We start from the raw sequence: 17,242 nt of genomic DNA on the forward strand, positions 1-17,242 counted from the left end.
CGGGTCAAATGTCGATCTGGAACGCGAAGAGCGCGAGCCCGGCCAGGACCAGCACGGCCCAGTAGCCGTCGAGCCTGTCGAGGAAGCCGCCATGGCCCGGAATGAGATGGCTGGAATCCTTGGTATCGAAACGGCGCTTGAGTGCGGATTCGAACAGGTCTCCGGCCTGGCTCGCGACCGAGGCGGCGAGCGAGGCGGCGATCACCCAGCCATTCGCGCCCGGCGCGCCGAGGGTCGCGAAGCTCCAGATCAGCGTGCCCGCGACCGTTCCCGCCAGGGTGCCGCCGATGGCACCGGACCAGGTCTTCTTGGGGCTGACACGCGGCATCAGCTTCGGGCCACCGAGGCTGCGGCCGGTGAAATAGGCGGCGATGTCGGTCAGCCAGACGACGGCAAAGCTCCACAGGATGAGCGCGAGCCCGACCACGGGCCAATCGCGAAGGGCCGGCGTGATCAGGGCGAAGGCGAGCGCATAGGCGACGCCGCATAATTCGAGCGCCAGGCGCGCCCGCACGAAAGGCGCCGCCAGCGCGCCGATGAGAGCGGCGGCGGCCGTCGCGCCCGCGAGGGCGGCGGGAGCGATCGGCAGGAAGGACAGGGCGAGCCCGGCCACGACCACGCCGGCTCCGGCCGCGACCGCGTTGCCCCGGCTGACGATCGAGAGCCATTCATAGGCGACGATACCGGCGACCAGCACCCAGACCAGCCGGAACGGCCAGCCCCCCCACAGCGTCAGGGCCAGGACGACGGCTGCGAGGACGAGCGCCGAGACGACGCGCCGCTTCAGTTCGCCCGAGCCCGATCCGGGCGAGGCGGGAGCAGGTTCATTCACGCGACGTCCACGCTGCGGTCTGGCGGCGCCGCGACGCCGCCGAAGCGGCGCTCGCGCTGCCGATATTGTGCCAGCGCGTCCTCGAAGGCGGCGCGGTCGAAATCCGGCCACATCACCGGCGTGAAGACGAATTCGGCATAGGCCGCCTGCCAGAGCAGGAAATTGGAGATGCGCGTCTCACCCGAGGTGCGGATCACCAGTTCGGGATCAGGCAGGTCATGGGTATCGAGCCGGGCGGTGAGCGCCGCGTCGTCGATGGCGGCCGGATCGATCCGCCCGGCCGCGGCATCGGCCGCGAGTTGGCGCGCTGCGCGGACGATCTCGTCGCGCGAGCCGTAATTGAAGGCGATCGCCAGGATGAGCCCGGTATTGCCGCGCGTGCGCGTCTCGGCATGCTCGACCAGGCGGCGCAGATCCGGCGCCAGATCCAACCGGCTGCCGATGATGCGCACCTGCACATTGGCGGCGGAGAGCTCGGCCAGATCCTTCTCGACGAAGTGCTTGAGCAGCCCCATCAGGAAGCTGACCTCGGCATGGGGCCGCCGCCAGTTCTCGGTCGAGAAGCTGTAGAGCGTCAGCACCGCGATGCCGAGATCGCTGGCGTTGCGCACCGTGCGGCGCAGGGCCTCGAGGCCACGCCGGTGCCCTTCCTGGCGCGGCAGGCCGCGCATCTGCGCCCAGCGGCCGTTTCCATCCATGATGATGGCGACATGGGCCGGGTTGGAAACGCCTGCGTCGCGCTGGCCAGATGACATGCGATTGAGCCTCGTTGGGCCTTGGCAGAAACCGATGCGCGCAGCCCCGGAGGGCTGCGGATCAGACGTGCAGGATTTCCTTTTCCTTCGCCGCCAGCGCCTGATCAATCTCGGCGATATGCTGGTCGGTCGCCTTCTGGACCTGGTCGGTGTGGCGGGTCACGTCATCCTTGGTGATGTGACCGTCCTTCTCCAGCTTCTTGATCACATCGATGCCGTCGCGGCGGACATGGCGGACCGAAACCTTGGAATCCTCGGCATATTTATGCGCGACCTTGACCATCTCCTTGCGGCGCTGCTCGTTCAGCTCGGGGATGCGGATGCGCAGCACCTGACCCTCGGTCTGGGGGTTGAGGCCGAGATCGGATTCGCGGATCGCCTTGTCGACGGCCTGGACCATCGAACGGTCCCAGACCTGGACGGAAAGCAGGCGCGGCTCCGGCACGCTCACCGTCGCGAGCTGGCTGAGCGGCGTGCGCGCGCCGTAGGCCTCGACCTGAATCGGATCGAGCATGTTCGAAGAAGCGCGACCACTACGCAGCGAAGCCAGATCACTCTTGAAGGACTGCACGGCACCCGCCATGCGGCGCTTTATGTCATCGAGGTCGAACGTCGTCTGGGCCATTTCAATCAAGACCTTACGGAACATCAAAAATCGGCGCGACCATGGCGGGACGGCCGCGCAGGGTCAAGAACTACCTGCCGGAACAGCATTTTCCCCGCCGAGGGGCAAGGATAAAGCTGTCGGTGCAGGCAAATCATAGCCGGGCGGCGGGACAGGCCGTTGGCGGACCGCTCGCGGAAACCCATCTGCACCCTACCGCCTCGCCTTGCGGCGAGCCAGTTCCGGCTTGCAGAAACCTTGGGAGAAACAGAGTGCCCCGCCTGAACCGCATCATCGAGACCGCGCTCTATGTCGATGATCTCGAACGCGCCCGCGACTTCTATGAGACGAAGCTCGGCCTCGCGCCGCTGCTCAAGACCGCGACGCTGTTCGCCTATGATGTCGGAGGGCAGAGCGTGCTGCTGCTGTTCCAGCGCGGGGCGTCGCTGCAGACGCAGCGCTCCGACAACGGCAGCATCCCGCCGCATGACGGCAGCGGCCCCCTGCACATCGCCTTCGCCGTCGAGGAGGCGGAGCTGGCCGCCTGGGAAGAGAAGCTGGAACAGCTCGGCATCGCCGTCGAGGGGCGCATGCAGTGGGGCGGCGGCGGCAAGAGCCTCTATTTCCGCGATCCGGACGGGCACATGCTCGAGCTGGTGACGCCCGGCCTCTGGCGTACTTACTGAGAATCCGTCCGCTCTTCCGCAGCCCTCATCCCGAGAAGTGCTCGAAGGATGAGGGCTTGAGCTCTTCAAGCGGGGCCAGTGAAGGTGCGCCCCGCTCAGGGAGTCACATAGGTCGCCCGCCCCTCGCCCCGGAGCACGGCCGCGAGAGCGCCCGACTCGGCGATGGAGAAGACGACGATGGTGAGGCCGGCATCGCGGGCGAGCGCGAAGGCGGCGGTGTCCATCACCTTGAGATCGCGCCGGATCGCGTCCTCATGGGTCAGGGTGTCGTAGCGGGTCGCGGTCGGATCCTTCTTTGGATCGGCGCTGTAGACGCCGTCGACCTGCGTCGCCTTGAGCAGGTGGCTGCAATCGAGCTCGGCGGCGCGCAGGGCCGCGCCGGTGTCGGTGGTGAAATAGGGGTTGCCGGTGCCGCCGCCGAGGATGACGACCTTGCCGTTGCTGAGATGGTCGAGGGCGCGCTTGCGGGCATAGCTCTCGCAGAGCGAGGGCATCGGCACCGCCGACATGGCGCGGGCCGGCGCGCCGGCCGCCTCGATGGCGTGCTCCAGCGCGAGCGCGTTCATCACCGTGCCGAGCATGCCGATCGAATCGGCGGTGGTGCGGTCCAGCCCCTTGTTGAGCCCCTGCACGCCGCGGAAGAAGTTGCCGCCGCCGACGACGATGCCGACCTCGACGCCTTCGCGCGAGGCATGGGCGATGTCGGCCGCCAGCGCCACCAGCGTGCCGCCGTCGAGGCCGTAGCCCTGCGCTCCCGCAAGGGCTTCGCCGGAGAGCTTCACGAGAACGCGTTTGGGTCGCATCGATGATCTCTCCGTCCATTCGGGCCGCCGCCGGGAATCGGCGCGGCCCTTCTTCCTACAAAAAAGGCCGCGCGATGCGCGGCCTTTCTGTCATTCCTGAACAGGCTTGTCAGCCCGTGGTGCCGCCGGCAGCAGCGACTTCGGCAGCGAAGTCCTGCTCTTCCTTCTCGATGCCTTCGCCGAGCGCGTAGCGGACGAAGCCCGTGAGCTTCACCGGAGCGCCGAGCTTGCCTTCGAGCTCCTTGAGCACCTGCGCGACCGACTTCGAGCCGTCATGGATATAGGCCTGCTCGAGCAGGCAGTATTCCTTGGCGTAGCTCTTCAGGCCGCTCTCGGTGATCTTCTCGAGCACATGGGCGGGCTTGCCGGCATTCTTCTCGGCCAGGATCGCCTTCTCGCGCTCCAGCACGTCGGGAGCGACCGAGGCGAGGTCGAGCGCGACCGGGTTGGTCGCGGCGACGTGCATGGCGAGCTGGCGGCCGAGCGCGACGAGCTCGTCGCTCTTGGAGGTCGTCTCCAGCGCGACGATGACGCCGATCTTGCCGAGGCCCTCGGCGATCGCGCCGTGGACATAGGAGCCGATCAGGCCCGAGGAGACCTTGAGCGCGGCGACCCGGCGCAGCGTCATGTTCTCGCCGATGGTGGCGATGGCGTTGGCGATGGCTTCCTGCACCGTGCCGCCACCCGGATAGTGATGGCCGAGCAGCGCCTCGGCGTCGCCGCCGCGCTCCAGCGCGACATCGGCGATGCTCTTGGCGAGCGCCTGGAATTCGGGGTTGCGGGCGACGAAGTCGGTCTCGGAGTTGACCTCGACCACGACACCCTCATGGCCCTGCACGGCGACGGCGACAAGGCCCTCGGCGGCGACGCGGCCGGCCTTCTTGGCGGCCTTGGAGAGGCCCTTGGCGCGCAGCCAGTCGATGGCGGCCTCGAGGTTGCCGTCATTGGCGGAGAGCGCGGCCTTGCAATCCATCATGCCCGCGCCGGTCTTGTCGCGGAGTTCCTTCACGAGTGCGGCGGTGATCGCTGCCATTGTCTCAAATCCTTAGCTGTCGTGCGGCGCGAGCCCGGTAGGCCGGCCGCGGATCTCTCGTTGCGACGCCATCGATGGGGAAACGCCGACGCTCCGTTTCCGGCCGTCGGCGCTGTTTGGCATCACATCAGAAGCCTGATTGCGACGCGCGAATGACGCGTCGCCATCATTCATTCGGCCGATCAGGCGTCGGCGAGCTCACGCGCCTGGGCGACCCAGCCCTCGCGCTCGATCTTGCCACCGAGCTTGAGGTCGTGGTCGATCTTGGTCACGTCGGCCGGCGACATCGCCGCGATCTGCCAGAAGTGGTAGATGCCGCCGTCGTTCAGCTTCTGGACCGCGTCGGGGCCCATGCCGGAGAGCTTGGTGAGATCGTCCGGAGCGCCACGCGGCGTGGTCAGCACCTCGAAGACCTGGCCTTCGGCCGCAACCGGCTCCAGGGCCTCCTCGACGATCGGAGCTTCCGACGCGCCGAGATCGACGCCGTGGTCGCCCGAGGCGCGGCCGATGCCGTCGATCGCCGAACGGGCGATCAGGTCGCAATAGAACTGGATGGCGCGGCCGGCGTCGTCATTGGCCGGGACCGGGAAGGTGATGCCGTCCGGATCCGAGTTCGAATCGACGATGGCGGCGACCGGGATGCCGAGGCGCTGGGCCTCCTTGATCGCGAGCGCTTCCTTGTTGGTGTCGATCACGAAGATCATGTCCGGCGTGCCGCCCATGTCCTTGATGCCGCCGAGCGCCTTCTCGAGCTTGTCGCGCTCACGCGACAGCATCAGACGCTCCTTCTTGGTCAGGCCGGAGCCGCCGCCATTGAGCAGCTCGTCGACCTTGCGCAGGCGCTGGATCGAGGCCGAGATGGTCTTCCAGTTGGTCAGCATGCCGCCGAGCCAGCGGGAGTTGACATAATACTGGGCCGAACGCTTGGCGGCATCGGCGATGGCATCCTGCGCCTGGCGCTTGGTGCCGACGAAGAGGACGCGGCCGCCCTTGGCGACGGTGTCCGACACGGCCTGCAGGGCACGATGCAGCATCGGCACCGACTGCGACAGGTCGAGGATGTGGATGTTGTTGCGGACGCCGAAGATGTACGGGGACATCTTGGGGTTCCAGCGGTGGGCCTGGTGGCCGAAATGGGCGCCGGCCTCAAGGAGCTGGCGCATCGAGAAATCAGGCAGAGCCATGGTATTCGTTATCCTTCCGGTTGAGCCTCTGGAGCGCGAATGAACAGGCATAGGCTGCCGCGTCACCGGAACGCCTCTTAGGACAGAGGCGATGCGCTCCATGTGGGATGGCGTGCGCCATACAAGGGATAGCGCCGCAATGCAAGCCGGCAAGGCATAGAAAAGCCGATGGAGCCGGCAAATACCCGCGCGAGCGGCTCGCGCGGGGTCGTTCCTGACGGAATCGGTGCCCGATCCGCCCCTTACTGCGGCAGCTTGGCGCCCATCTGCTTCACGAGATCGCCGATCTGCTTGCAATAGACGGCCGACGTGCCGTTCTGCGCCTTGGCGATGGCCTCGATGTCCTGCTCCATCCCCATGGCGGAGATCTTGCCCTTGCGGCCGGCAGCCTCGGCGGCATCACCGCCGCTGAGATCGGCCGGGGCCGGGATCAGCGCGACCAGCTTCTTCTGGACCTCGACCGCACCGCCATCGGTGTAGCCCTTGTCGACGCAATAACCGAGAAGGCCGAGCTGATTGCGCGCCGCCTGATAGGCGAGCTTGAGCTGGTCGGCCTGGGTCTGGGCGAAGGACGGCACGGCGGAAGACAGCAGCGTGGCGGCCGCGACGACAACCTTCAATGACATTTTCGAGATCATTTTGGAGTATCCTTCAAGCTTTCAAATCAATCGCATGCGAGACATGCGCTCCCTCCCCCCGCCTCGTGCCTAGCCGCCCCGGCCCATGCCGACAACCCCCGCTGCCGAACGGCACGCATGCCGTTCGTGCCAGGCCGGAAACCGCTGCTGGGCGGCTCCTGAAGGACCGACCACCCAGGCAGGTTCCTGCCAAGCGGTTCTTGCCAGGCAGGTTCCGGGAAACACCTGTCGGACGCTTCAGCCTTCCGCGGGAAACGGCCAGAACACGCGCAGGCGATGACCGTCGGGATCGGACGCCGTGAAGGTGCGGCCGAAGTCGAGATCGGTCGGCTCCTGCAGGATCGCGATGCCACGCCCACGCCACTCCGCGCAGGTCGCATCGACGGCCGCGGCAGACGGCGCCATCATCGCGACCTCGGCCGCTCCGCCCTGCGCGGTCGCGGCAGGCTCGACCGTATGGCGCGACCAGAGCCCGAGCCGGATGCCCGAGGGCAGCACGAACATCGCGAAGGTCGGCGACAGTTCCTTCGGCTCCTGACCGATCAGATCGGCATAGAAGCGCGCACTCGCTGCCGGGCTCTCGACATGCAGCAGGATGAAATGAGCATCGAACATGATTGGCCTCCAGGGCTCGTCTTCGGCGGTTTCGACGATGCAGACCGTAGAATCAGATGCTGCCAATTTCCGGCAGTGTCCGTCATTGCGGCGACGGAATGCCCTCCTTCTCGCGCCAGGCCTTGAGCAGCACTGCGCGCCGCTGCGGATAGCGCGCATCCAGCGGCTCGAACCGGTCGATACGATCGACCCGGAAATGGCGAAAATCCTGCCGCAGTTCGCACCAGGCGACGAGGACGCGGACATGATCGAAGAAGGACAGCGCCAGCGGCCAGACGATGCGCTCGCTCGCCCGCCCCTGCCCGTCGCCGTAGGCCATGCGAGCCCGGCGCTCGGCGCGGATCGTGCGCCGCATGGCGGCGAGATCGATGCCCTCTGCGGCGGCGATCGCCCGACCCGGCCCGAGGATCAGCACCGCATCCTCGACGCGGCGCGTCAGGTCGGGTGGCAGCACGGCGACGATCTTCGCCATGGCATCGCGCGCGGCGAGAGCGAGCGGGCCGTCCGCGCGGTCCGCGACCCAGCGCGAGCCGAGCAGCAGCGCCTCGATCTCGTCCTCGCCGAACATCAGCGGCGGCAGCATGAAGCCCGGTTTCAGCACATAGCCGAGGCCGGGCTCGCCCTCGATCGGGGCGCCCTGCCCCTGCAGCGTGACGATATCGCGATAGAGCGTGCGAATGCTGACGCCGAGTTCATCGGCGAGCCGGCGACCGGAGACCGGACGCCGGTGGCGGCGCAGGAGCTGGATGAGATCGAGCAGGCGCTGGGCGCGCGACACCGACGCGGCTCAGCCCGGCAGGTCGCTCACCCTGACCCGGGTGACGTCGTTCTCGGCCATCTCGGCCCAGGCCTTCTCCAGCGAACCTTCGAGATCGATGGCGCGGCAGGCATCCTCGACGACATAGGTCTCGAAGCCGGCGGCGGATGCATCCTGCGCCGTCCAGCTCACGCAGAAATCGGTGGCGAGCCCGACGATGACGGCGCGCAGGATGCCGCGCTCCCTGAGATAGCCGGTGAGGCCGGTCGGGGTCTTGCGGTCGGCCTCGACGAAGCCGGAATAGCTGTCGACCTCGCGGCGATAGCCCTTGCGGATGATCGCCTGTGCGCTGGAAACGTCGAGATCGGCGCGGAACTCCGCCCCCTTCGAGCCCTGGATGCAGTGATCCGGCCAGAGCACCTGCCGGCCGTAAGGCATCTCGACCGTCTCGAACGGTTTCTTGCCGGGATGGCTGGAGGCGAAGGACGAATGCCCGGCCGGGTGCCAGTCCTGCGTCAGCACGATGTTCGAGAAGCGCTTCGCCAGCGCGTTGATGACCGGGACGACCTCGTCGCCCCTGGGAACGGCAAGGTTGCCGCCGGGGCAGAAATCGTTCTGAACATCGACGACGATGAGAACGGCGCGCTCGTCGATCACGGGTGTCTCCTGTGCCCGGGCGCCATGCGGTACGCCGGCAACGGTCAGCACCGTCGCCCCCGCGATCAGCATGCGCCTGTCGATCTCGAACGGTCCAGCCATGGCCGCCCTCCTTGCGGTCTACAGCGTGCTTCAACCCCATGCCGCGGGCAAGTGCCGGCAAGGCGGGAAACAGGCCGGCCGGCAGGTCTCAACGCAGTTCGACGCTCACAACACCGGGAGCGGCGCGCACCGCATTGGCGACCTGCTGGGTGACCGGGTATTTGCCCGGCAGCTCGATCTCGACCTCCTGCGCACCATCGTCGAGAATCATGACGATCGATACCTTGCCGTCGGAGCGCGAAGCCTCGCCGCGCGGCCGGATGCGCTCGGCGATGGAGGGCACGGCCTTGTCGTCGCGCAGATAGATCAGGAGGTCCTGCTTCTGGCGCGAGGCGAGATCGTCGAGCACCTCGACATCCTCGATGCGCGGACGCACCTCCTCGCCGTCGAGCACGGCGGAAAGCCGCAGCACCAGCGCCCTGCCCGGCTCCAGCAAATCGCGGTAGCGCATCAGCCCTTCCGAGAACAGGACCGCCTCGAACTGGCCGCTCGGATCCGACAGATTGACGATGCCCATCTTGTTGCCGGATTTGGTGCGCCGCTCCGACTTGTCGATGACGGAGACCGCGACCTTGCCGACGCCGGTGCCGTTGGCGCGCACGGTCTGGGCGAAATCGGCATAACGCTGCACGCGCAGGCGCTTCAGCACATGCTCGTAATCGTCGAGCGGATGGCCCGAGAGGAAGAAGCCGACCGCCTCGTGCTCGCGCTTGAGCTTCTCGGCCGGAGCCCAGGGCTCGACCTGCGGGATGCGGAAGGCTTCCTGGACGACGCCGCCGCTCAACAGGTCGAACTGGCCGGCGGCCGCCTCGTCGCGGGTGCGGTTGGAGAGCGCCAGCATGCCATCGATGGCGGCCATGGCGCGGGCCCTGTCCTCCTGCAGCTCGTCGAGCGCGCCGGCGGCGATGAGCGCTTCCAGCGTGCGGCGGTTGACCAGCCTGGTGTCGATGCGGCGCGCGAGATCGGCGAGATCGCGGAAGGGACCGCCGGACTGGCGCGCCGCGACCAGCGCCTCGACCGCCGCCCGGCCGACGCCCTTGATGGCGCCGAGCGCGTAGAAGATCTTGCCCTCGGCGACGTCGAATTCGACGCCGGAATGGTTGATCGCCGGCCGCTCGACCTTGATACCGAGCCGCTCGGCATCGCGGCGGAATTCCGAGAGCTTGTCGGTGTTGCCCATGTCGAGCGTCATCGACGCGGCGAGGAACTCTACGGGAAAGTTCGCCTTGAGATAGGCGGTCTGGAAGGCGACGACCGCATAGGCGGCCGCATGGCTCTTGTTGAAGCCGTAGTCGGCGAACTTCGCCAGGAGGTCGAAGATCTCGGAGGCGATGTCCTTCTTGATGCCGCCCTCGATGGCGCCCTTCACGAAACGGTCGCGCTGGGCGTCCATCTCCGCCTTGATCTTCTTGCCCATGGCGCGGCGCAGCAGGTCGGCTTCGCCGAGCGAATAACCCGAGAGCGCCTGCGCGACCTGCATCACCTGTTCCTGGTAGACGATGATGCCGTGCGTCTCGCGCAGATAGGGCTCCATGCCGGGGTGGAGATAGGTCGGATCCTCCAGCCCGAGCTTGCGGCGGCAATAGGTCGGGATGTTGTCCATCGGGCCGGGACGGTAGAGCGCCACCAGCGCGATCAGATCCTCGATCCGGTCGGCCTTCATCTCGACCAGCGCCTTGCGCATGCCGACCGATTCCACCTGGAACACGCCGACCGTCTCGCCGCGCGCCAGCATGGCGTAGGTCGGCGGGTCGTCGAAGGGCAATTGGGCGAGGTCGATCTGGATGTCGCGCTGGGCGATGAGCTTCACCGCCGTGGTCAGCGTGGTCAGCGTCTTGAGGCCGAGGAAGTCGAACTTCACGAGGCCAGCCTGCTCGACCCATTTCATGTTGAACTGGGTGACGCGCATGCCGGTGCGCGGATCGACCGAGAGCGCGACGAGCTGCTCGAGCGGTCGGTCGCCGATCACCACGCCTGCGGCGTGAGTCGAAGCATGGCGGTGAAGCCCTTCCAGCTTCTGGCCAATTTCGAGCAGCCGCGCGACGATCGGCTCCTCTTCGGCCGCCTGCTGCAGCTTCGGCTCGCCCTCGATGGCATCCTTCAGCGAGATCGGCTTGGCCGGGTTCTGCGGCACCAGCTTGGTCAGCTTGTCGACCTGGCCATAGGGCATTTCCAGCACGCGGCCGACGTCGCGCAGCACGCCGCGGGCGAGCAGCGTGCCGAAGGTGATGATCTGGGCGACGCGCTCCTGCCCGTAATGGTGCTTGACGTAGTCGATCACCTCTTCACGCCGGTTCTGGCAGAAGTCGATGTCGAAGTCCGGCATCGAGACGCGATCCGGGTTGAGGAAGCGCTCGAAGAGCAGGCCGAAGCGCAGCGGATCGACGTCGGTGATGGTCAGCGCATAGGCGACGAGCGAGCCAGCGCCCGAGCCGCGACCCGGGCCAACCGGGATATCCTGGGCCTTGGCCCATTTGATGAAGTCCGAGACGATCAGGAAGTAGCCCGGGAACTTCATCCGGGTGATGATCGAGAGCTCGAAATCGAGCCGCTTCTCGTAATCCTCGACGGAGAAGCCCTCGGCCGGGCCATGCTTGGCGAGCCGCGCGGCAAGACCGGCGCGCGCCTGTTCCTGCAATTCCTCGGCCTCGTCGCGGCCCTCCTCGCCGAAGCGCGGCAGGATCGGCTTGCGCGTGGTGACGCGCCAGTGGCAGCGCATCGCGATCTCGACCGTGCTCGCCAGCGCCTCGGGCAGATCGGCGAAGCGCTTCTTCATCTCGGCGCGCGAAGCGAAATAGTGCTCGGGCGTGACGCGGCGGCGCGTGCCATCCGAGACGAGGCGCCCTTCGGCCACGGCCAGCAGCGCGTCATGGGCGTCGAAATCGGCGGGCTTGGCGTAGAAGGGCTCGTTGGTCGCGACGATCGGCAGATCGGCATCATAGGCGAGGCGCAGGAGATGCGCCTCCAGCGCCGCCTCGTTCTCGCCGCCATGGCGCTGGATCTCGACATAGAGCCGGTCGCCATAGATTTGAGCGAGCGTGGCAAGCCGCGCCGCCGCCACGGGAATCTGGCCATTGCGCAGCGCCGTATCGACCGGCCCTTCGCTGCCGCCCGTCAGCGCGATCAGCCCGTCGTGATAGGTCGCAAGGCGCTCGATCGTGGTCACCGGCTGGCCGGCGCCGCCGGTCGCCAGCGCGGCCTCGCTGACGAGCTTCATCAGATTGCCGTAACCCGCCTCGTCCATGGCGAGCAGGACGATATGCGGCAGGCGCTGCGGCTGCACCGGCCTGCGGCCGCCCTCGCCCTCATCGGCGAAATCGACCGAGAGCTGCACACCGACGATCGGCTGCAAGCCGGAGCCGGACAGCTTCTCGGAGAATTCCAGCGCGCCGAAGAGATTGTCAGTGTCCGTCAGCGCCAGCGCCGGCTGGCCGTCGGCGGCGGCCATCTTGGCGAGCGTCGTGACCGTCATCGCGCCTTCGAGCAAGGAATAGCTCGAATGGACATGGAGATGGACGAAGCCGATGTCCGACAGGATGCGTGTCTCGCCTGCGTCCCGTCCCATGTCCCTCTCCCGCCGCCGCGCCGCGACTCGCTCACCCGTGCCTTTTCTTATGGAACTCCCCGGGGGCGCCCGTCGATAGCCTCTTCGGGCCGGCTGTGGACGGCGCGCCTCCCGCCCCCTCCTGCCATGATCAGACCTGCGGCCCTGAGAGAAGAGCGGCCCAGAGCCAGATCATGCCGAGGAAGACCGCAAGCGAGGCGATCTCGGCCAGGCCGGCGGCGAATTTACGCGCTGCAGTCATAGCGAACCTCCGTTGTTCTCGATAAGTTCATGTTAGTTCATCTTTTGTTCTCGTCAATTGCCGCGGCGAAAGGGACCCGGCCCAGCCTTCTTGAAGAGTCAACGATTGCTTAACGGTTGACGCTTGTGGCGCCTCGCCTGGCGTAAAACCGCGTCATGCTCGGGCTCGACCCGAGCATCTCTGGCAAAATGAACTGCGGAACCACCCCGTCATCCCGGACAAGCGGCGAAGCCGCGTAGATCCGGGATCCATCGTAGAGCGGAGCGCCCTATCATGGATCCCGGCGCTCAGCTTCGCTGCGGCCGGAATGACGGGGTGGTTCCGCAGTTCATCAGGCAGGAGAGCCCCGGGTCGCCGCTCCGCGGCGCCCGGGAATGGCGGCAGGCTCTCAAGCCAGCGGCACGACCAGCCCTTCGCGGATGGTGACCTGGCGGTCCATCTTGCGGGCGAGATCGAGGTTGTGCGTCGCGATCAGCGCCGCGAGCCCGGAGGCGCGGGCGAGCGCGATCAGCGTGCCGAAGACATGCTGCGCGGTTTGCGGATCGAGATTGCCGGTCGGCTCGTCCGCCAGCAGCAGACGCGGACCGTTGGCGACGGCGCGGCCGATGGCGACGCGCTGCTGCTCGCCGCCCGAGAGCTCGCCCGGCAGATGGTCGAGCCGCTGGCCGAGACCAAGGAAGCTCAGGAGTTCCGCCGCCCGTTCCTCCGCGACATCCCGGTCCAGCCCGCGGATGCGCTGCGGCAGCACGACGTTCTCCAGCGCCGTGAATTCCGGCAGGAGATGGTGGAACTGATAGACGAAGCCGATCTCGGTGCGGCGCAGCCGCGTGCGGCCCTTGTCGTCGAGCTTGGTGGTGGCCAGCCCGCCGACGAAGACCTCGCCGCCATCCGGCTTCTCCAGCAGGCCGGCGACATGCAGCAGCGTCGACTTGCCGGTGCCGCTCGGCGCCACCAGCGCGACGACCTCGCCCGGCCAGAGCGCGAAATCGGCCTTGCGCAGCACTTCGAGCGGCGCATCCGCCTGCGGATAGAAACGCTCGACCTGCGACAGGAAGAGCGCGGGCGTTTCCTGCGCCATCAGCCCATCCTCAGCGCTTTGACCGGGTCGAGCCGCGCCGCCTTCCAGGCCGGATAGAGCGTCGCCAGCAGCGACAGCGTCAGCGCCATCAGGACGACATTCACGACGTCGCGCCAGTCGAGGACCGAGGGGATGTCGCTGAGGAAGCGCACCGTCGGGTCCCAGAGATTGGCACCGGTGATCCAGTTCAGCGCGGCCATGATCGACTTGATGTAGTGGGAGAAGAGAACGCCGAGAATCAGCCCGGCAAGCGTGCCGACGACGCCGATGGCCGCGCCGGTGATCAGGAAGACGCGCAGAACCGTGCCGGCCGTCGCGCCCATGGTGCGCATGATCGCGATGTCCTCGGTCTTGTCCTTCACCAGCATGATCAGGCCGGAGACGATGTTGAGCGCCGCCACCAGCACGATCAGCGTCAGGATGATGAACATGACGTTGCGCTCGACTTCCAGCGCATTGAAGAAGCTGCGATTGCGCTGCCGCCAATCGGAGAGGACGAGCGGGCGCGGCGCATCCGCTTCGATGGCGTCGCGGACCTTCTGCGTGTTGTCGGGATTGTCGACGAAGATCTCGATGACGTTCACATCGCCGTCGCGGTTGAAATAGGCCTGGGACTCGGCGAGCGGCATGTAGACGAAGGTGCCGTCGAACTCGGTCATGCCGATCGAGAAGATCGCCTTGACCGGGTAGGCCTTGATGCGCGGCGCCGTGCCGAAGGGCGTCGAGGCGCCCTGCGGCGTCACCAGCGTGATCGTGTCCCCGACCTGGACGCCGAGCGCATTGGCGAGGCGGATGCCGATGGCGACGCCGGGCGGAGCAGCATCGAAGCCATCGAGCGTGCCGGACTTGATGTTGCCGCCGATGAAGGGGATCGCCTTGATGTCGGCCTCGCGCACGCCGCGCACGAGCACGCCGTTATTGCCGGTCTGGGAGGATGCCAGGGCCTGGCCCTCGACCAGCGGGATGGCGAGCTGGATGCCGGTGATCTTGCGCAGCCGCTCGGCCACGCTGTCGTAATCGTCGAGGGGCCGGTCGATCGGGGTCGCGAAGATATGGCCGTTCACGCCGACGATCTTCTCGAGCAGCTCCTTGCGGAAGCCGTTCATCACCGACATCACGATGATCAGCGTCGCGACACCGAGCATGATGCCGAGAAACGAGAAGCCGGCGATGACCGAGACGAAGCCCTCGCGCCGGCGCGTCCGGAGATAGCGCCCGGCGAGCAGCCATTCGAAGCCGGCAAAAGGCTTCGTGCCGGTCGGGATGTCCGAACTTTCGGCGACGGCGCTCATGCCCAATATCCCGCTGCCCGATATCCCGTCACGCCGCCTTGCCCTTGAAGCGATCGAGAGCGGCCTCCAGCGAGACGAGCTCGCGCTCGCCGCCGGCACGGCGCTTGATCTCGACCTTGCCCTCGGCCAGCCCCTTGGGGCCGACGATGATCTGCCAGGGCACGCCGATCAGGTCGGCGGTGGCGAATTTGGCGCCCGGCCGGTCGTCGGTGTCGTCGAGCAGCGCGTCGTAGCCCTTGGCGAGGAGGTCCTTGTAGAGGCGTTCGGCTGCGCCGTCGGTCGCGGCGTCGCCCGCCTTGAGGTTGATGACGGCGATGTCGAAGGGCGCGATCTCCTCGGGCCAGACGATGCCGGCATCGTCATGTCCGGCCTCGATCAGCGCCGCGACGAGGCGACTCGGGCCGATGCCGTAGGAGCCGCCATGCAGCAGCACGGGCTGGCCGTCCGGCCCGGCCACGCTCGCGCCCATGGGCTCGGAATATTTGGTGCCGAAATAGAAGATGTGACCGACCTCGATGCCGCGCGCCGAGACGCGCTTCTCCTCGGGAATCGCTTCGAAAGCGGCCTTGTCGTGCATCTCCTCCGTGGCGGCATAAAGGCTCGTCCACTTGTCGACGACGCCCTGCAGGCCCGGAACGCTGTCGAAGTCGGTGTCGACCGCCGGAGTCTGGAAGTTCAGATAGTCGCTGTGGCAGAACACCTCGCTCTCGCCCGTCGAAGCCAGAACGATGAACTCGTGAGACAGGTCGCCGCCGATCGGGCCGGTATCGGCGCGCATCGGGATCGCCTTCAGGCCGAGCCGCGCGAAGGTGCGCAGATAGGCGGTGAACATGCGGTTATAGGCGTGGCGGGCCGTGTCCTTGTCGAGGTCGAAGGAATAGGCGTCCTTCATCAGGAACTCGCGGCCGCGCATCACGCCGAAGCGCGGGCGCACCTCGTCGCGGAACTTCCACTGGATGTGGTAGAGATTGAGCGGCAGGTCCTTGTAGGACTTGACGTAGGCCCGGACGATCTCGGTGACCATCTCCTCATTGGTCGGGCCGTAGAGCATGTCGCGATCATGCCGGTCCTTGATGCGCAGCATCTCCTTGCCATAGGCGTCGTAGCGCCCGCTCTCGCGCCAGAGATCGGCCGATTGGATGGTCGGCATCAGGATCTCGACGGCGCCCGAGCGGTTCTGCTCCTCGCGCACGACCTTGCAGATCTTGTCGAGCACGCGCAGGCCCAGCGGCAGCCACGCATAAATGCCGGCCGATTCCTGACGGATCATGCCGGCGCGCAGCATCAGCCGGTGCGAGACGATCTCCGCTTCCTTGGGCGTGTCGCGCAGAATGGGCAGGAAATAGCGGGAAAGACGCATCGGAAAACCTGTCGGAGGGCGTCGCGCAGGGCCCTGCGCGACGAGTCGCTTCACCTGAGAGACACCATCGCTCTCGGCAAAATGCAAACCAAAATCGGCAGAAAGCGGCGGAAGATGGCGAAGTTATGTGTCTTGCGCCCCGCCCCGTCGGCCGAGCTGGAACCGGATCCGTCATTCCGGGCCATGATCCGGAATGACGGCCGTTTATGCTTCAGCCTTTGGCGAAGCGCGCCTTCAGCGCCGCCAGCACCGGCGGCGGCACGAAAGCCGAAACATCGCCACCCATCGCCGCGATCTGCCGGACCAGCGTCGCGGTGATGTGGCGCACGCCGGGCGAGGCCGGCAGGAAGACCGTCTGCACATCGGGCCCCATCGTGCCGTTCATGCCGGCCATCTGCATCTCGTAATCGAGATCAGTTCCGTCGCGCAGGCCGCGGATGATGAGCGTAGCGCCCGCGCGACGGGCCGCGTCGACGGCGAGATCGTCGAAGGTCACGACGTCGAGCACGGCCCCCTTCGCCGCCAGCAGCGGGGATGCGACTGCGCGCACCAGATCGGCGCGCTGCTCGACGGGGAGAAGCGGCGCCTTGCCGGGGTGAACGCCGATCGCGACGACCAGCCTGTCGCAAAGCCCTGCCGCGGCGGCGATGACGTCGGCATGGCCGTTGGTCACGGGGTCGAAGGAGCCGGTGTAGAAAGCGGTGCGCGTCATGATCCAGCGTTAGCGGCTGGCATCGCCGGCGACAAGCACCGCCGGCTGCAAAGCCGCGCGCCGCCGCATCGGTTGCCGCAACAGGATCAGGAGAACGGAACGATCGCCGTAAGCGCCGCAACGCTGCCGAGGATGATCGCGACGCAGATCATCAGAGGCGCCAGGAAGGAAACAGGGCGGGACGCGACTTGGAACGGGTAGGCATGCATCGAAGACAGCCTCGCGAATCGAAGAATTACTGCATTTCCGTTGGGTGAAGGCGCCAGCGGGCCGCGCCGCGGCAGGATCGTGACGAAATCGTGACGTTTGCCCCGTTTCGCGCTTTCGA

General features: G+C 67.0%; 16 protein-coding genes. 1 reads left to right on the forward strand and 15 read right to left on the reverse strand.

Features of this window, described 5'->3' with window-relative positions:
* Window positions 1–4: 4 nt before the first annotated feature.
* From GGC47_RS15010 to frr, 3 genes are all read right to left on the reverse strand, one after another.
* Window positions 5–832 carry a phosphatidate cytidylyltransferase gene (locus GGC47_RS15010; protein WP_142020851.1) on the reverse strand — a complete coding sequence of 276 codons (828 nt, stop codon included), beginning with the start codon at window positions 830–832 and terminating at the stop codon, window positions 5–7.
* Window positions 829–1,587, reverse strand: a complete 759-nt coding sequence (locus GGC47_RS15015; protein WP_051988445.1) for an isoprenyl transferase — start codon at window positions 1,585–1,587, stop codon at window positions 829–831. Before GGC47_RS15015 ends, GGC47_RS15010 begins: the two co-directional genes overlap by 4 nt.
* Before the next feature lie 61 nt (window positions 1,588–1,648).
* Window positions 1,649–2,212 (reverse strand): ribosome recycling factor, encoded by a 564-nt coding sequence (gene frr / locus GGC47_RS15020; RefSeq protein WP_038367572.1) that lies wholly within the window; start codon window positions 2,210–2,212, stop codon window positions 1,649–1,651.
* 251 nt (window positions 2,213–2,463) lie between these two features.
* Between frr and GGC47_RS15025 the strand changes: the two genes are divergently transcribed.
* Window positions 2,464–2,877, forward strand: coding sequence for a VOC family protein (locus GGC47_RS15025; protein ID WP_260368333.1), 414 nt, complete (start codon window positions 2,464–2,466; stop codon window positions 2,875–2,877).
* A gap of 95 nt (window positions 2,878–2,972) precedes the next feature.
* Here GGC47_RS15025 and pyrH read toward each other — a convergent pair whose 3' ends face one another.
* The 12 genes from pyrH to coaD all read right to left on the reverse strand — a co-directional run bounded on the left by pyrH (window position 2,973) and on the right by coaD (window position 16,914).
* Window positions 2,973–3,680: a UMP kinase gene (gene pyrH, locus GGC47_RS15030; RefSeq protein WP_038367577.1), complete on the reverse strand. Its 708-nt coding sequence runs from the start codon at window positions 3,678–3,680 to the stop codon at window positions 2,973–2,975.
* A 109-nt stretch (window positions 3,681–3,789) separates the two neighbouring features.
* On the reverse strand, window positions 3,790–4,713 hold the full coding sequence (tsf, locus tag GGC47_RS15035; protein WP_038367580.1) for a translation elongation factor Ts: 924 nt from the start codon (window positions 4,711–4,713) through the stop codon (window positions 3,790–3,792).
* A 182-nt stretch (window positions 4,714–4,895) separates the two neighbouring features.
* Window positions 4,896–5,897, reverse strand: coding sequence for a 30S ribosomal protein S2 (locus tag GGC47_RS15040; RefSeq protein ID WP_038367582.1), 1,002 nt, complete (start codon window positions 5,895–5,897; stop codon window positions 4,896–4,898).
* 242 nt (window positions 5,898–6,139) lie between these two features.
* On the reverse strand, window positions 6,140–6,523 hold the full coding sequence (locus GGC47_RS15045; protein ID WP_113253139.1) for a pore-forming ESAT-6 family protein: 384 nt from the start codon (window positions 6,521–6,523) through the stop codon (window positions 6,140–6,142).
* Window positions 6,524–6,772: 249 nt separating this feature from the next.
* Window positions 6,773–7,150 carry a VOC family protein gene (locus tag GGC47_RS15050; RefSeq protein WP_142020849.1) on the reverse strand — a complete coding sequence of 126 codons (378 nt, stop codon included), beginning with the start codon at window positions 7,148–7,150 and terminating at the stop codon, window positions 6,773–6,775.
* 82 nt (window positions 7,151–7,232) lie between these two features.
* Window positions 7,233–7,928, reverse strand: coding sequence for a helix-turn-helix transcriptional regulator (locus GGC47_RS15055; RefSeq protein ID WP_142020848.1), 696 nt, complete (start codon window positions 7,926–7,928; stop codon window positions 7,233–7,235).
* 9 nt (window positions 7,929–7,937) lie between these two features.
* Window positions 7,938–8,666: a bifunctional nicotinamidase/pyrazinamidase gene (gene pncA / locus GGC47_RS15060; protein ID WP_429068447.1), complete on the reverse strand. Its 729-nt coding sequence runs from the start codon at window positions 8,664–8,666 to the stop codon at window positions 7,938–7,940.
* Between the two features lie 88 nt (window positions 8,667–8,754).
* The gene (dnaE, locus tag GGC47_RS15065) at window positions 8,755–12,231 is read right to left on the reverse strand and encodes a DNA polymerase III subunit alpha (protein WP_142020847.1); all 3,477 of its coding nucleotides are present in this window, start codon (window positions 12,229–12,231) and stop codon (window positions 8,755–8,757) included.
* A gap of 629 nt (window positions 12,232–12,860) precedes the next feature.
* A complete protein-coding gene (locus GGC47_RS15070) occupies window positions 12,861–13,550 on the reverse strand; it encodes an ABC transporter ATP-binding protein (protein WP_038367597.1) in 690 nt (229 codons plus the stop codon).
* The gene (locus GGC47_RS15075; RefSeq protein WP_051988446.1) at window positions 13,550–14,842 is read right to left on the reverse strand and encodes a lipoprotein-releasing ABC transporter permease subunit; all 1,293 of its coding nucleotides are present in this window, start codon (window positions 14,840–14,842) and stop codon (window positions 13,550–13,552) included. The genes GGC47_RS15070 and GGC47_RS15075 overlap by 1 nt, the downstream gene beginning before the upstream one ends.
* Window positions 14,843–14,870: 28 nt before the next feature.
* Window positions 14,871–16,202 (reverse strand): proline--tRNA ligase, encoded by a 1,332-nt coding sequence (gene proS / locus GGC47_RS15080; RefSeq protein ID WP_142020846.1) that lies wholly within the window; start codon window positions 16,200–16,202, stop codon window positions 14,871–14,873.
* 211 nt (window positions 16,203–16,413) lie between these two features.
* Window positions 16,414–16,914: a pantetheine-phosphate adenylyltransferase gene (coaD, locus tag GGC47_RS15085; protein WP_142020845.1), complete on the reverse strand. Its 501-nt coding sequence runs from the start codon at window positions 16,912–16,914 to the stop codon at window positions 16,414–16,416.
* Window positions 16,915–17,242 lie beyond the last annotated feature (328 nt).

It is taken from the genome of Allobosea sp. OAE752, assembly GCF_050433265.1.
In the GTDB taxonomy this organism is placed as follows: Bacteria; Pseudomonadota; Alphaproteobacteria; order Rhizobiales; family Beijerinckiaceae; genus Allobosea; species Allobosea spartocytisi.

What these genes read in the sequence shown, in the direction of transcription:
- GGC47_RS15015 (WP_051988445.1), bottom strand. Translation starts at nt 1,587, where the DNA reads ATGTCATCTGGCCAGCGCGACGCAGGCGTTTCCAACCCGGCCCATGTC.
- frr (WP_038367572.1), bottom strand. Translation starts at nt 2,212, where the DNA reads ATGGCCCAGACGACGTTCGACCTCGATGACATAAAGCGCCGCATGGCG.
- pyrH (WP_038367577.1), bottom strand. Translation starts at nt 3,680, where the DNA reads ATGCGACCCAAACGCGTTCTCGTGAAGCTCTCCGGCGAAGCCCTTGCG.
- tsf (WP_038367580.1), bottom strand. Translation starts at nt 4,713, where the DNA reads ATGGCAGCGATCACCGCCGCACTCGTGAAGGAACTCCGCGACAAGACC.
- GGC47_RS15040 (WP_038367582.1), bottom strand. Translation starts at nt 5,897, where the DNA reads ATGGCTCTGCCTGATTTCTCGATGCGCCAGCTCCTTGAGGCCGGCGCC.
- GGC47_RS15045 (WP_113253139.1), bottom strand. Translation starts at nt 6,523, where the DNA reads ATGTCATTGAAGGTTGTCGTCGCGGCCGCCACGCTGCTGTCTTCCGCC.
- GGC47_RS15050 (WP_142020849.1), bottom strand. Translation starts at nt 7,150, where the DNA reads ATGTTCGATGCTCATTTCATCCTGCTGCATGTCGAGAGCCCGGCAGCG.
- pncA (WP_429068447.1), bottom strand. Translation starts at nt 8,666, where the DNA reads ATGGCTGGACCGTTCGAGATCGACAGGCGCATGCTGATCGCGGGGGCG.
- dnaE (WP_142020847.1), bottom strand. Translation starts at nt 12,231, where the DNA reads ATGGGACGGGACGCAGGCGAGACACGCATCCTGTCGGACATCGGCTTC.
- GGC47_RS15070 (WP_038367597.1), bottom strand. Translation starts at nt 13,550, where the DNA reads ATGGCGCAGGAAACGCCCGCGCTCTTCCTGTCGCAGGTCGAGCGTTTC.
- GGC47_RS15075 (WP_051988446.1), bottom strand. Translation starts at nt 14,842, where the DNA reads ATGAGCGCCGTCGCCGAAAGTTCGGACATCCCGACCGGCACGAAGCCT.
- proS (WP_142020846.1), bottom strand. Translation starts at nt 16,202, where the DNA reads ATGCGTCTTTCCCGCTATTTCCTGCCCATTCTGCGCGACACGCCCAAG.
- coaD (WP_142020845.1), bottom strand. Translation starts at nt 16,914, where the DNA reads ATGACGCGCACCGCTTTCTACACCGGCTCCTTCGACCCCGTGACCAAC.